General features: G+C 62.0%; 12 protein-coding genes. 10 read left to right on the top strand and 2 right to left on the bottom strand.

What is annotated here, in order from left to right; genetic code table 11:
- Positions 1-46 precede the first annotated feature (46 nt).
- The 4 genes from IB267_RS16430 to IB267_RS16415 are packed head-to-tail and all read left to right on the top strand — an operon-like array spanning position 47 to position 4,319.
- On the top strand, positions 47-667 hold the full coding sequence (locus tag IB267_RS16430) for a dual specificity protein phosphatase (RefSeq protein ID WP_192448567.1): 621 nt from the start codon (positions 47-49) through the stop codon (positions 665-667).
- Positions 660-2,360 (top strand): metallophosphoesterase, encoded by a 1,701-nt coding sequence (locus IB267_RS16425; protein WP_192448566.1) that lies wholly within the window; start codon positions 660-662, stop codon positions 2,358-2,360. The genes IB267_RS16430 and IB267_RS16425 overlap by 8 nt, the downstream gene beginning before the upstream one ends.
- Position 2,361: 1 nt before the next feature.
- Positions 2,362-2,652, top strand: a complete 291-nt coding sequence (locus tag IB267_RS16420; RefSeq protein WP_192448565.1) for a MurR/RpiR family transcriptional regulator — start codon at positions 2,362-2,364, stop codon at positions 2,650-2,652.
- 20 nt (positions 2,653-2,672) lie between these two features.
- Entirely contained in the window at positions 2,673-4,319 is a 1,647-nt protein-coding gene (locus IB267_RS16415) for a Na/Pi cotransporter family protein (protein ID WP_192448564.1), read from the top strand.
- A 10-nt stretch (positions 4,320-4,329) separates the two neighbouring features.
- On the opposite strand, the gene IB267_RS16410 is transcribed toward IB267_RS16415, so the two are convergent.
- Positions 4,330-5,319, bottom strand: a complete 990-nt coding sequence (locus tag IB267_RS16410) for a LacI family DNA-binding transcriptional regulator (protein ID WP_192448563.1) — start codon at positions 5,317-5,319, stop codon at positions 4,330-4,332.
- 584 nt (positions 5,320-5,903) lie between these two features.
- On the opposite strand from IB267_RS16410, the gene IB267_RS16405 reads away from it, so the two are divergent.
- From IB267_RS16405 to IB267_RS16380, 6 genes are all read left to right on the top strand, one after another.
- Positions 5,904-7,754, top strand: coding sequence for an iron ABC transporter permease (locus tag IB267_RS16405; RefSeq protein WP_192448562.1), 1,851 nt, complete (start codon positions 5,904-5,906; stop codon positions 7,752-7,754).
- Positions 7,754-8,887: an ABC transporter ATP-binding protein gene (locus IB267_RS16400; protein ID WP_192448561.1), complete on the top strand. Its 1,134-nt coding sequence runs from the start codon at positions 7,754-7,756 to the stop codon at positions 8,885-8,887. The genes IB267_RS16405 and IB267_RS16400 overlap by 1 nt, the downstream gene beginning before the upstream one ends.
- A 55-nt stretch (positions 8,888-8,942) precedes the next feature.
- On the top strand, positions 8,943-10,079 hold the full coding sequence (locus tag IB267_RS16395) for an ABC transporter substrate-binding protein (RefSeq protein WP_192448560.1): 1,137 nt from the start codon (positions 8,943-8,945) through the stop codon (positions 10,077-10,079).
- 65 nt (positions 10,080-10,144) lie between these two features.
- The gene (locus IB267_RS16390; protein ID WP_246810741.1) at positions 10,145-11,242 is read left to right on the top strand and encodes an ABC transporter substrate-binding protein; all 1,098 of its coding nucleotides are present in this window, start codon (positions 10,145-10,147) and stop codon (positions 11,240-11,242) included.
- Between the two features lie 119 nt (positions 11,243-11,361).
- Positions 11,362-12,204 carry an inositol monophosphatase family protein gene (locus tag IB267_RS16385; protein WP_246810740.1) on the top strand — a complete coding sequence of 281 codons (843 nt, stop codon included), beginning with the start codon at positions 11,362-11,364 and terminating at the stop codon, positions 12,202-12,204.
- Between the two features lie 17 nt (positions 12,205-12,221).
- Positions 12,222-12,854, top strand: a complete 633-nt coding sequence (locus IB267_RS16380) for a dual specificity protein phosphatase (protein WP_192449241.1) — start codon at positions 12,222-12,224, stop codon at positions 12,852-12,854.
- Between the two features lie 266 nt (positions 12,855-13,120).
- Here the strand turns inward: IB267_RS16380 and IB267_RS16375 are convergent, their stop codons facing one another.
- Entirely contained in the window at positions 13,121-13,321 is a 201-nt protein-coding gene (locus IB267_RS16375) for a hypothetical protein (RefSeq protein ID WP_192448557.1), read from the bottom strand.
- Positions 13,322-13,693: the final 372 nt, after the last annotated feature.

Below are 13,693 nucleotides of genomic sequence, written 5' to 3'. Positions count from 1 at the left end.
GCCTGACGACGCCTTCCACCCGTTCGCATAGGAAAGAGGAAATCCAATGGACGCACCGGTCTATACCCGGCCCGCTATCAGCCTGATCGCCAGAGAACTCGGACCGCACAGCGCCGATCTCTATATCGGCGGCAGTGATGGCGCGCGTGACCTCGACCTGCTCAAGCGTCACGGGATCTCCATTGTCGTCAATTGCGCGATCAACCTGGACATCAACCTCGTGCGCGAAGAAGAGGTCAGCATCAATGATGATCTTTGTGCAAGCGGCTATGCGGCCGTCCGCTATTACAAGCTCGGCATGATCGACGGTGATGGCAGCCCCGACACGATGATGCTCGGTGCCTATTACATTCTCGACGGCGCACTGCGCCAGACGATGCCGAAGCGCGCAACCTATCCCTTTGCCGATGGCGGAAACATCCTCGTCAATTGCCGCGGCGGACGCAGCCGCTCCGTATCGCTGGTGGCGCTGTTCCTGCACAAACAGCAGCCGCATCGGTTTCCGACACTCGACGCGGCCGTCGCCCATATCCGCGAGCATCGAGAACTGCGGCCGGATGAATGGTTCGAGACGCCGAAGCCGATGCTCTATGAAGCAGCGCGCCGCGCTTCGGCCTGGATCGATCTCGTCGAAGCCTCCCGCCTGGAGGCGAAAGCCGATGTCTGAATTGCCGAAGATCGCCATCATCGCCGACGCGCATTTCCATGATCTTGAAAGCGACTTCGAATTCCCTGGGATAGAGATCGACGGCGATAAACTGGCGGTCAGAAGCTGGACCGACACGCGGGAATCCACCCGCGTCTTCAACGAAAGCGCCAAAGCGCTGGACGAGGCCTTGGCGGAGGTCGCGAGCCGCGGCATCCGTCACGTCGTCCTTTTGGGCGACTACACGGACGACGGGCAAAGACAGACAACGGCGCGCCTGCGCACCATTCTTGATGGGCACGAGAGCACCCATGGCACGCGCTTTTATGCGCTTCCGGGCAACCACGACATCTTCGGGCCCAAGGGGCGACACCACACCAAACAATTTCTTGATCGGAACGACGTGAGGGTCCTCGTCACGAGCGACGAAGGAAAGGCAGCCCCCGGCAGCCACGCAACGCCGCGCATGTATTGCGAGGGATATCCGACGGGCCTTGCCCCCGTGGCTACCCATGGGTACTTCCGACGGCCGGACTATCTTCATTGGGAAACCCCGTTCGGGGCGTCTGACCGCGTCGAGGATCGGCTCTATCCGGTCTCGTCTCCGGACGGCCGGAATTGCTACAGGCTGATGGATGCCTCCTATCTGGTCGAGCCCGAGCCGGGTCTCTGGTTGCTGATGATCGACGCCAACGTCTTCGAACCACGCGACGGCCTGTTTGAGGAGGGCGATGAAGCCGCTTTCGTCGACAGCACCGGCGCGGGCTGGAACGCGCTTATCAGGTTGAAGCCATTCATCATCGACTGGATTGCCGACGTGTCCGCGCGCGCAACGAAGCTCGGAAAAACGCTGCTCGCATTCTCGCATTATCCGGTGCTCGATCCCTTCGATGGCGCAACCGGAGCCGAAAGCCTTCTTTTCGGCGAGACCAACATCGCCCGCCGGACGCCGCAGCAGGCGGTCGCAGATGCACTGATCACCGCCGGCATGACGCTGCATTTTAGCGGGCACCTGCATGTCGAAGGCGTAACGCGCCGCACGCGCGGAGGCCACTCGCTCATCAATGTCGCCGTTCCTTCGCTCGTGGCCTTTCCGCCGGCCTTCAAGATCGTCGAACCGTCTCGATCGACGTCGTCCATTGAGACCGTTGAACTGTCACACATGACCGTCGATCAGCGCGTGCTGCGCGCCTATCGTCGCGAGGTGGCGCGCGCCGGCGATGATGCGGATCCAGCCTTTGCCGCAGCGGACTATGGCTCCTTCCTGAAGGCACACAAGCGCGCCCTGGTCCAGCATCGCTATTTTCCGAAGGAATGGCCCGTGGATGTCGTCCACGAGATATCCGGGCTGTCGGTCGCTACCGTCTGCCAGCGGCTGATTGACGCCGGTGAAATGACGTGCGCTTCCGGGCAGGTATCGATCGCTATCCCTGAGGACACCGCCAGCCTCGACATGATCGAGGTGATCGCCGATTGGTACTGCCTGCGCCAAGCCGGCGCGCTGGCGCTCGACAAGATAGCTCAGCCGCGCCGCGCGCTTTATCGCCTGCTCGCCAAGCACTTTGGCCGTGGGCCCGCGACCGGATGGGACGGATCGACATCAGGCTTCCTCGCGATCTTCTTCGGGGCCTTCGACGCCTTCCTCGATCGTGCCGAAGCGGGAAGCCGGCGCATCCGCATCGAAAGCAATTCCGACACCGAAGAGGCTGCCTGACATGGACCAGTCGCTCTCCACGGCCACTTCCTCCGCGCCGCCGGCGACCTTCATCGAGTTGCGGGAATCTTGCCGTCTGGGCCGACGCCACCTGAAGGGTGGCCGTCTGGAAGTGGCCAAGTTCGTGCTTGCCAATCCGTACGACGTCGCCTTTGCCAGCGCACGGGAAGTCGCCGTGCGCAGTGGCGTCTCGACGACGACGGTCATGCGGCTCGTCAGCGACCTCGGCTTTGACACCTATGCTTCCTTTCAGCAGCTCTTTCGAGCGGAGTTGCTGCGCGGCCGGCAGTAAGCAGCATTGGGGAGGGGGCCATGAGCACTGCAATCGTCAGCATCAACCTCTTCGGCGCCGTGGCGCTCCTCCTGTTCGGCCTTGGCCAGGTTCGCGACGGCATGCAACGCGCGTTTGGCGGGCGTCTGAAAGCCGGACTGACGGCCGGGACGCGTGACGGACTTCGTTCGTTTTCAAGTGGCCTCATTGCAACCGTCGCTCTCCAGAGTTCCACCGCTACCGCTCTCATGGTCGCGTCCTTCGTCGAGCGTGATCTCGTCGTGCCGCGCATGGCGCAGATCGTGCTTCTCGGCGCGAACGTCGGCACGGCGATGACGGCCTGGATCGTCGCTCTAGGGCTCGGCTGGCTCTCGCCGCTCTTGCTGCTTTGCGGCTTCGTTGTCGGTCGCGGCAGCTCAAACGCACGCAAGGGATCAGGTGCCGCCCTCGTTGGCATCGGGCTGATGTTGCTGTCGCTACATCTGATTGGCGGCGCGACCGAGCCGTTGCGAACCTCTGCCGCCCTTTCTGCCTTTTTCGGGATGCTCGACAACGCCTGGCCGGTGGCGCTCGTCATTTCGGCAGCACTTGCAGCCCTTGCGTCATCGAGCTTGGCCGTCGTTATGCTGATCCTGTCGCTTGCGACCTCTGCCAGCCTTTCGACGGGCCTGCTCATCGCGCTCGTCCTCGGCGCCAATCTCGGCGGTGCTGTACCTCCGGTTCTCGCCACCTTCAAGGCTGCGGCGAGCGCCAGGCGGGTTGCGCTTGGCAACCTGATCGTGCGGGCCGTTGGCTGCCTGGCTGCTCTGGCGCTCGCCGGATACGTCGCCCCACTTATCGACCGGTTGCCTGTCTCACGCGGCAATCTGCCGGTCGATGTGCATCTCGCCTTCAATCTCGCGCTGGCGCTTCTGGCTGCTCCGCTTGCTCGGCCACTATCGCGTCTCACCATGCGCCTGCTGCCGGACGAGCCGAAGGCGACGGATGGCCCGCTTTTCCTGGAACAGAACGATCTCGGCACGCCGGTCGCAGCGCTTGCCGGCGCAAGCCGCGAAGTTCTGGGCGTCGGCGACCTGGTGGAGCGCATGCTGGTCGAAGCAAACGATGCCCTGCAACAGACGGATCCTTCCAGGCTTGCTGCGATCAGCACGCTCGAAGGACGCGTGGATCGCGTGCAACACGAGATCAAGGTCTATGTTTCGCGTGTCGGCCAGTGCGAAATCGCCGAGGAACAGCGCCGCCGCGCCATGGACATCGTCGACTATGCCATCAACCTCGAGCATATCGGCGACATCATCGAGAAGGGACTTCTTGCCGAACTTGCAAAGAAGATCGCCCGCGGCCTGGCTTTCTCCTCCGATGGGCACCAGGAGCTGTCGCGCCTCTTCGCCGTCACGATCAACAATCTGCGCATGGCCCAGGCCGTGTTTGCCACACGCGACAACGCGATGGCACGGCGCCTGGTGGAAGCCAAGGAAGATGTCCGCAGATTGGAGCGGCAGTCGGCTGAGCGGCACCTGCAGCGCCTGCGCGATGGCCGCGCCGAAAGCATCGAAACCAGTTCGCTTCATCTCGACATGCTGCGCGACCTCAAGCGCATCAACGCGCATATCGCAACCGTCGCGCACCCCATTCTTGATCAGAGCGGGCTATTGATCGACAGCCGCATCCGGCAGGCGGCCTCCTAAGTGTTCCGGCCTAGCGTCGGGCGGTCTTGCGCTCAACCATCGTAACGGGAACGACCTGAAGTCGCGTTTCCATCTCGTCTGCTTCCAGCGCTTCGAGAACATGCTCCGTCAGGGCGGAAAAGGACTGCGCAACCGTGGTGAGCTCGTAACTCTTCCACCCGGCCTGCGGAATATCGTCGAAGCCGACGACGGAAAGGTCGGCCGGCACGCGACGGTGCATTTCGGTGCGGGCCGCGTCGAGAAAGCCGAGAGCCAAGAGATCGGTCACGCAAAACGCGCCGTCGATCGTCTCGTCGACGAGCACTTCGCAGCCGGCCTGGTAACCGCTTTCATAACTCGTCGTTCCGCCCGACCAGGCGACCACTTCGACGCCGGCGGTCGCCATCTTCTTTTGGAAGGCAGTGGTGCGGCGAACCTGCGCCGGGGTCTGGCTGCCGCTCGAAATCACCGCAACCTTCTTGCAGCGCGCTTCGATCAGGCGCAGCGCGGCAAGATCCGCACCGCGGGAATCGTCGCTCAACACCATGCTGGTGTCGGTGCGGTCGATTTTCTGGTTGATCAGGATCAGGCGCACACCGTTGGCAATGCACTGGTCGACAATCGATTCCGGCGGCTCTCCGGAAAGGACGATAATCGCCTGCGCCCGGAACTCGAACAGCAGCTCGATCAGCGGTGCGATATCCTTTCGCGCATCCGCGGCATTCAGCAACAGGCACTGCAGACCGCGACGCAACAGGCCGATGCTCAAGAGATCGAGCTGTTTTGCATGAAAGGGCGCACTGAGATTGGCGCCGACAACTCCAATAAGATTGGAGCGATCGTTGTTCAGCCCCTGCGCCAGCCGGTTGACCCGGTAACCGAGTTCCCGGGCGGCCTTGAGAACCTTGCGGCGCACAGCCTGGGAAACGCTGGCTCCGGGCGTAAAGGTTCGCGAGACCGCCGAGCGTGAGACGCCCGCGCGTTTTGCAACCTCTTCGGCCGTCACAAAGCCCCTTGCCATGCCTTTCTCCTGCAGAATCAGATGCTTTCCATCAGGGCCACAAAAGCAGGTCCATTCCAACGAAAAAGTTCGAGCTTACACGCTCAGTGAACCAATCGATGAGGCTTGCGAACGGGCGCTTTCGCTCCATGCATGTCGGCTCTTCAGCCCTGCTGGAACCATTCGCCCGACCCCGATGATCACGCGTTCGCAACATAGTGCATTATGGTCACAAAATATAGCTTAAAAACAATATGTTATGCCATTGCTCACGTGTGCATTTTTTTGTTGACAACAGCGCCCCGTCATTGGATCATACATTCCATAGACGGAGCCGAATTGGAATATTTGTTCTGTCTATGTTCGTGGTGATGGCGGCGCGGTTGAGGAGCTTGCGCCGACGTCTTGCAGGCGCCTGTGCCTGCCCTGCGAACGGGGAGGAGTGAGTACCCGAAAGCCGCTGCCTTTCGCGTCATTGAGCGGCTTCATGCGTATGTCAGCGCCACGCCCTGGTGCTGATTTCTGTTCCCCGTTGACAGATTGAGAGTTCCGGCCGGCATCGATGCCGGGGCAGGCAGCGCATGTTGAGTTCCAAGGGGAAGAGCATGGCCTTATTGAGTGAAACAACCAAGGCGGCAACATTGCCCGACAGCGCGATGGCGCCCACGGCATGGCAACGCTGGCGTTATCGGATGAAGGTCGCCTCCCGGGAGCCGACGACGCTGATTGGCGTCCTGACGGCGCTTCTCTTTACCTATCTCATCGTCGTGCCGATCATCTCGATCGTGCTTGATTCTGTGCGCGTCCAATTCGGCCACGAGCGGCGGCTCGGCAAGGACTTCGGCGAGCTTACGCTCTATTACCTCGATCGTGCCTTCCTGTCGCCGGTCTCGGTCGACCTCTTCTGGCGGCCGCTCTTCAACACGCTATCGGTGGCGATCGGAGCAATCAGCCTGTCACTGGTTATCGGCACGGTGCTCGCCTGGTTGATCAGCCGGACAGACATGTTCGGACGGCGCTGGTTCGCAACGGCATTGATCGTGCCCTACATGCTACCGGCCTGGACCTTTGCGCTTGCCTGGACGACGCTCTTCAAGAACCGCACGGTCGGCGGCCAGCCGGGCTGGTTCGAGGCGATGGGGCTGACGCCGCCCGACTGGGTCGCCTATGGCCGCTTCCCGATCATCATCATCCTGGCGCTGCACTATACGCCGTTCGTGATCCTGCTGTTCGGCTCGGCGCTCCGCCGCTTCGACAGCCAGCTCGAAGACTCCGCCCGCATCCTTGGAGCCAAGCGCTACCAGGTGGCGATGCAGATCATCCTGCCGCTGATGCGTCCTGCACTTCTGTCCTCGATGGTGCTGATCTTCGCCAAGTGCCTCGGCGAGTTCGGCGTGCCCTATGTGCTCGGCCTGCCGGTCAAATTCGAGGTACTGTCCACCTCGCTCTTCCGCAGCATCGCGTCGCGCCAGACCGGCGTAGCCGGTGTCGTCGCGGCGTCAATCATGCTGATCGGCATCATCACCCTGATGATCGATGCGCGGCTGGTGCGCGAAGCCCGGCGCTTTGTCACCGTCGGCTCCAAGGGTTCGATGAACCGCCTAAGCCGCCTCGGAAAGTACCGTCTGCCAGCGACCGGTTTTGCAGCGCTCATCTTTCTCTTGAGCGTCGGCCTGCCGCTGCTGACCCTGTTTCTCTCCACCATCATGAAGCTGCCGGCGCAGTTCACGCTCGACAACTTCACGCTCGACTACTGGATCGGCCGTGATCTCCACACGGTGGCGCTGCAGACCGGAGTACTCTTGAGCCCTGATCTATGGGCGGCTGCCAAAAACACCTTGATGATCGTCGGCCTTGCGTCCTTGACCTCGGGCATTCTCGGACTGCTCGTCGGCTATGTGGTTATCCGGACGCCGGTGAAGGCCCTGTCGGTCTATCTTCGCCAAGTCACCTTCCTCCCCTATCTGGTGCCGGGCATCGCCTTTGCCGCCGCCTATTTGTCGCTTTTCGCCGTGCCACGCGGGCCGATGCCGGCCCTCTATGGCACCGTCACCATCCTCGTGCTGGCGCTCATCGCCGACCAGATGCCCTATGCCTCGCGCGCCGGCATCTCGGCCATGACGCAGCTTGGCAAGGATCCGGAAGAAGCAGCCCAGATCTCCGGCGCCGGCTGGTTCCGCCGGATGATGCTGATCGTCATTCCGATCCAGAAGGGTTCGCTGGTGACAGGCGTGCTGCTGCCCTTCATCTCGGGCATCAAGGGCCTGAGCCTCTTCGTCATCCTCGCCGTGCCGAGCACCGATGTTCTGACCACCTATTCGCTTCGGCTCGTCGACTACCACTACACCCAGGCGGCAAACGCGGTCGTGCTGATCATCGCGGCGATCGCCTATCTCGGAACCCTGGCAGCCCAGAAGCTGACCAAGACCAATCTCGCAGAAGGACTCGGAAGCTGATGCCCACCATCAATCTCAGCGGCGCCCAGAAGAACTACGGCGTCAATTCCGCCAATGCCGTCTCCAACCTCGATCTCGAAATCCGCGACGGCGAGTTCATGTGCCTTCTCGGCCCCTCCGGCTGCGGCAAGACCACGACGCTGCGCATGATCGCCGGCCTCGAAAACCTCTCGGACGGCGAGATCCGGATCGGGGAGCGGGTGGTCGACTCGGTCAGGGCAGGCGTGTTCATCCCACCGGAAAAGCGCGAGATGGGGCTGGTATTCCAGAGCTACGCGCTCTGGCCGCACCTGACGATTGAACGCAACACCGACTTCGGCCTCAGGCTGCGCAAACTGCCGAAGGAAGAGCGCGAAAAGCGCGTCAAGAAGGTGATGCAGGCGCTCGACATCGCCAAGTACCGCGACCGCTACCCGTCGCAGCTTTCGGGCGGCCAGCAGCAGCGCGTGGCGCTTGCCCGCATGCTGGCGGTCAATCCAGGCGTGCTTCTGCTCGACGAACCACTGTCGAACCTCGACGCCCGGCTGCGGCTTGAAATGCGTGCAGAGCTCAAGCGTATCCACAATGAGTTCAAGACGACCATCGTCTTCGTCACCCACGACCAGTGGGAGGCAATGACGCTGGCAACGACGATCGCTGTCATGAACGAGGGCACGCTGCAGCAGATGGGCACGCCCAACGATATCTACGATCGCCCGGCCAATCGCTTCGTCGCGGAATTCGTCGGCAGCCCGCCGATCAACATCCTGACCTTCGGATCGGCCGCGGCCTCTGCGCTGTCGCGCGCAGCCGAAGCCTATCTTGGCACGCGCCACCCGTCGCTGCGCGGCATCGGTTCGATCGGCATCCGGCCGGAAGCCATCGGCTATTCGGTCAAGACCGACGATGTGCCCGCCGGCAGCTTCTCCGGCGAAATGACGGTGACAGGCGTCCTGCCGACGGGCGGCAGCTGGATCCTGGAGCTCAGGAACGAGAGCGACACGCTGTTCTTGACGACCAACGCCCTGCCGCGCGTCGAGACCGGCGCGAGGGTTTCGTTCTTTGCGCCGCCTGAGGCGCTGCACGTCTTTAACAAGGACGGCCAGCGGATCGCCGAAGCCGACGCGCTGCTGCGCAAGAACACGCTGAACTGAGGCGCTTTAGTGCGACACGACAAACCGAAAACATAATCTGAGGGAGGAACAGACGATGGAATTTCTAAGGACTGAAAGGACGTACCGGACAATCAGGCGCGCGCTGCTGGCAACGACCGTCGTCGCCTTCACTGGGCCGGCGCTGGCGCAAGAGCCGTTCGACCTGAACGCGCTGATCGAGGCTGCGCGCAAGGAACCGCCGATCAGCGTCTATGACAGCACCGGCAAGATCGTCGAAATGGCCAAGGCCTTCGCGGAGAAATATGGCGTCGGCGCCGAGGGCTCCAAGGTCAAGGCGACGGCCCAGCTGGAGATGATCATTCGCGAGGCCCGCGCCAACAACATCCAGGGCGACGTCTCGATCATCAGCGACGCGCCGGCCGCCATGGCGCAGCTGATCCCGCAGGGCTTTGCCGAAAGCTGGCTGCCGCCGGATCTCGCAGCCAACATCCCCACTGAGTATCAGGACCCGCTGACCGTCGTTACCAGCGCCAACGTCTGGGCCTACAACACCGAGCTGTTCGACAAGTGCCCCGTAAACAACATCTGGCAGCTGACGGGCCCTGAGTGGAAGGGCAAGGTCGCCATGCAGGATCCGCTTGGCAAGCCGTCCTATGTCGACTGGTTCAACCAGATGGCCAAGCACGGCGACGCCCAGGTAGCCGCCGCCTACAAGGCGCTCTACGGCAAGGATCTTGAGACCGATGACGGCAGCGCAACGGCCGCCTGGGTCAAGGCGCTCGCCGCCAATGCTCCCTTGCTGACGGACGCCGATGCGGCAGCCGCCGATGCCGTTGGCGCGCCGGGCCAATCGCAACCCTTCATGGGGCTGATGAGTTCGGCTAAATTCCGCGACAATGCCGAAAAGGGCATGAAGCTCGGCCTTTGCAAGGACCTGAAACCCTGGCTCGGCTGGATGTATCCGGGCGTCGGGTTGATCACCAAGGGCACCAACAGCCCGAATGCCTCGAAGCTCTTCATCCACTATGTGATGACCGCCGAAGGCATTGCGCCGCAGGCAGAAGACGGAAAAATGTCGACGAACAAGGACGTTTCGCTGCCCGCCGACGAGCCGTCGGGCATCGGCGCCGTTCTCGATCAGGTCATGCCCTACCAGATGGCAACGAGCCTCGACGACTGGGACGCACGCGAGACCTGGCAGGACCTCTGGCGGCTCAGCTACCAGAAGTAATCGCCTGAAGATATGAAACGGTCTCCTTGGGAGGGGAAGCCATGAGCAAAAACAAGGTTTTGATCATGGGGGCGGCGTTTGCCGCCCTTACGGCCGCATTCACCGTCGAGGCCAGCGCCGAAGAGGCGTTCGATCTCAATGCGCTGGTGGAGGCGGCCAAGAAAGAAAAGCCGATCAATGTCTATGACAGCACCGGCAAGATCGTCGAGATGGCCGAGGCCTTCACCGCCAAATACGGCGTGAAAGCAACCGGCGTCAAAGTCTCGGCCAACAGCCAGTTGGAGATGATCATCCGTGAAGCCCAGGCCGGCAACGTCCAGGGCGATGTCGCCCTGATCACCGACGCGCCGGCGGCACTCGCCCAGCTTCTGCCGCAGGGTTTCGTCGAGAGCTATCTGCCCGGCGATATGAAGTCGAAGATACCGGCCGCCTTCCAGAACCCGCTGGCGATTTCGACCAATGCCAATGTCTGGGCCTACAACACCGAGGCCTATGACAAATGCCCGGTCGGCAACATCTGGGAGCTGACCGAGGCAAAGTGGAAAGGCAAGATCGCACTCGTCGATCCCCTGACCAAGAGCACCTACACCGACTGGTTCAACCAGCTGGAAAAGCATGCCGATGCCAAGGTGAAGGAGGCTTACAAGGTCCACTTCGGCAAGGATCTCGAAACCACTGAAAAAAGTGCGGCGGCCGCCTGGATCAAGGCTCTGGCACAAAACGGCCCGCTTGTTACGGACGGCGACGATCCGGTTGCCGAAGCTGTCGGCGCGGCCGGCCAGAAAGAGCCCTTCTTCGGGCTCCTGAGCTCCGCCAAGTTTCGCGACAACGAAGGCAAGGGCTACAAGCTCGGGCTCTGCACGGAACTTACCCCCTGGGTCGGCTGGACCTACACCAAGCTCGGCCTGATCGCCTCGAAATCGGCGAGCCCGAATGCCGCGAAGCTCTTCATTCACTATGTGCTGACGGAAGAGGGCATCGCGCCGCAGATGAAGGACGGCAAGCTGCCGACCAATGTCGACATCAAGATGCCTGAAGACGAGCCGTCGGGGATCATGGAGGTAGCGGATCGCCTCTTTCCCTATGACGCCGCCACCGGACTTGACGATTTCGACCGGCGCGAGGAGTGGCAGGATTTCTGGCGTGTGAACTACAGCAAGTAAAAGCCCGGCCGGCGCGGCCTCACGAGGACAGGTCGCGCCGGCCGTTTCGCTATGAACAGGAAGAGAGCATGACCGACGCCAATCCCGCCACGAGCCGCAGCCAATGCGATAGAGACACAATGCGCGACCGCTCGCGGCGACTGATGACGATCGCCGAAGGGGCGGCCCGTTCGGCCGCCGGCCCCTTGCTTGCCGCCTTTCGCTCGGAAATGGCCGTCGACTACAAGCGCGATCTCCACGACGTCGTGACGATCTACGACAGGCAAGCCGAGGCATGCATCCGCGACTACATCTTCGCGCACGAGCCGAACTCGGCCATGCTTGGCGAAGAGGGCGGCCAGGTCGGCGAGGGCGAGATCCAATGGTATGTCGATCCGATCGACGGGACCGCCAACTTCGCGCGAGGACTTGCCTTCTGGTGCATATCGATCGCGGCGGTCGAAGGCGCATCGGTCGTGGCCGGGGTCGTCTACGACCCGGTGGCCGATCTGCTGTTTTCGAGCGACCTTGAACGCGCCTATCTCAATGGAAAGGTGATTGCCTCGAAAGCCATTGGTGAGGAAAGCCGAGCAACGCTGATCACCGGCTACCCGGTTTCGCGCGACTTTCGCCTCGATGGCCGCCACGAGGCACTTGCCCGCCTCGGCGATCTGGTCGAGACCTTCTCGACCGTGCGCCGTCCCGGAAGTGCGGCTTTGAGCATAGCCCATGTGGCGGCCGGTTTCGTCGATGCCGCCGCCGGTTTCGGTGTCAACGCCTGGGATGTGGCAGCAGCGACTTTAATCCTGAAGAACGCAGGCGGGCGTTATGCGCCGCTGTCGCTTGGCAAAGTGCCTGAAGGGTCCGCCGACTACCTTTGCCCGGGCTATGTCGCCTATGGCCGCGGCGGCGATTATCCGACCTTGAACCGGGTCGCCGCCGAAATCTCGGCCGGCCGCAGCGCGAAAGCGCCGTCGCCATGAAAGCACACGAGGAAACCATGCTCGACAATCTCACAGACGCCCCCGCTACCGGCCAGACCAGCAGCGAATTGCCAAGGCTCAGTCTCATCTATCCGAGGCATCCGACCTATGGCGTCGACATCTTCATTTCCGGGAAGGAAGGTGCGAGCGACCTCGATCTCCTGCGCAAGAGTGGGATCACGACGGTCGTCAATTGCGCGGTCAATCTGGATTTCAATTTCGTCGACCAGCCAAAGCTCGTCTCGGATCACCGCAACAGCATCCATGGCCCGGGGGAAATCCGCTATTACAAGATCGGGCTCATCGACGGCGACGGGAACCCGGACACGCAAATGCTGGCCGCACACTATATCCTGCGAGCAGCCCTAGAGCAGATCCTGCCCGAAAAGCCGTCCTATCCCAGACGCGAGCGTGGCGGCGTCCTCGTCAACTGCCGCGGCGGCCGCTCGCGCTCCGTCGTCGTCGTGTCGCTGTTTCTGCATTTGACGCTGCCTGACCAATTCCCGACATTGGAGCGCGCCATCGTGTTCGTCCGCGAGAAACGCGATATCCCTAAGGACGAGTGGTACAAGGCGCCGAAGCCGGTCCTCGCGGCCTCGGCCGAGCGAGCCGCGGGATGGGCCCGTGCGATTGAGAGCGGGAAGGCCTGAGCGGGGAACGTAGTTCGGAGACCATCCGCAACATAGGCCAACGGAAGCCGGTGCTCAAAGCCGACAAGGATGTCAACCTGTCGACGCAAACCGGCCGCCGCTGCATTCTCGGCGTTCCCTGGTTGCGGCCAATCGACTCCTGCGCAAGCTGACGCTATCGAAGCCCAAGCGAAGGCAAAATGACTTCGTTGGGCAGCGCGCCGTGACACGTGCGGCCGGCGCCATCGCCGGCGCCGGCAGATCGTGATTGCGTGGAATGAAAGGCTCTACTGCTTGGGCATCACACCCTTGTTCGCGAGCCATGTTTCGAAGGTGCCGGGACACCCTTCGCTGGTCCATCGTCCCCGATAGGAAAAGCCGGGTGCTGCGCGCGCCGCCCCGACGAAGCCGTCATAAACGCTTCTGTCGGCCCCGCCCATTTTGAATGCTTTACCGGGATGTTTCCTCTTTGCTTTTGAGAATTTCATCGTCCGCCCCTTACGCAGTACAACCATGAAGCCGCAAGCGTCGCACAGCGCACGGTCCAGTCAAGGATTAGGCAGATGCGCAAAAGGGGTTAGTGCTTAGCGCCGATATCAAAAGATCGACAACCTGTGAGTGAGGATCGCGAGCGCGCCGCCCGTCAATCACACGCAAGTCGCTCTGAACCGACGATCGCGGCAAATGGCCGATTTTGCCCGCGCACGACGCGCAAAGAGCAAAATCTCGTCGAAACCCCTCACCTCGTACCTGTATCAGCGCCCTGACGCGTGCCTGAGAGGCTGCATACCGTTAACTCGGCTCGAAATTAAACGATTGGCAAGGCTCCCTGCACGATGAGGCAGATACTCTCCATCTAG

This window comes from Ensifer sp. ENS09, assembly GCF_014852425.1.
GTDB lineage: Bacteria > Pseudomonadota > Alphaproteobacteria > Rhizobiales > Rhizobiaceae > Ensifer.
This window is presented reverse-complemented; position numbering and strand designations above follow the sequence as displayed.

What these genes read in the sequence shown, in the direction of transcription:
- IB267_RS16430 (WP_192448567.1), top strand. Translation starts at nt 47, where the DNA reads ATGGACGCACCGGTCTATACCCGGCCCGCTATCAGCCTGATCGCCAGA.
- IB267_RS16425 (WP_192448566.1), top strand. Translation starts at nt 660, where the DNA reads ATGTCTGAATTGCCGAAGATCGCCATCATCGCCGACGCGCATTTCCAT.
- IB267_RS16420 (WP_192448565.1), top strand. Translation starts at nt 2,362, where the DNA reads ATGGACCAGTCGCTCTCCACGGCCACTTCCTCCGCGCCGCCGGCGACC.
- IB267_RS16415 (WP_192448564.1), top strand. Translation starts at nt 2,673, where the DNA reads ATGAGCACTGCAATCGTCAGCATCAACCTCTTCGGCGCCGTGGCGCTC.
- IB267_RS16410 (WP_192448563.1), bottom strand. Translation starts at nt 5,319, where the DNA reads ATGGCAAGGGGCTTTGTGACGGCCGAAGAGGTTGCAAAACGCGCGGGC.
- IB267_RS16405 (WP_192448562.1), top strand. Translation starts at nt 5,904, where the DNA reads ATGGCCTTATTGAGTGAAACAACCAAGGCGGCAACATTGCCCGACAGC.
- IB267_RS16400 (WP_192448561.1), top strand. Translation starts at nt 7,754, where the DNA reads ATGCCCACCATCAATCTCAGCGGCGCCCAGAAGAACTACGGCGTCAAT.
- IB267_RS16395 (WP_192448560.1), top strand. Translation starts at nt 8,943, where the DNA reads ATGGAATTTCTAAGGACTGAAAGGACGTACCGGACAATCAGGCGCGCG.
- IB267_RS16390 (WP_246810741.1), top strand. Translation starts at nt 10,145, where the DNA reads ATGGGGGCGGCGTTTGCCGCCCTTACGGCCGCATTCACCGTCGAGGCC.
- IB267_RS16385 (WP_246810740.1), top strand. Translation starts at nt 11,362, where the DNA reads ATGCGCGACCGCTCGCGGCGACTGATGACGATCGCCGAAGGGGCGGCC.
- IB267_RS16380 (WP_192449241.1), top strand. Translation starts at nt 12,222, where the DNA reads ATGCTCGACAATCTCACAGACGCCCCCGCTACCGGCCAGACCAGCAGC.
- IB267_RS16375 (WP_192448557.1), bottom strand. Translation starts at nt 13,321, where the DNA reads ATGAAATTCTCAAAAGCAAAGAGGAAACATCCCGGTAAAGCATTCAAA.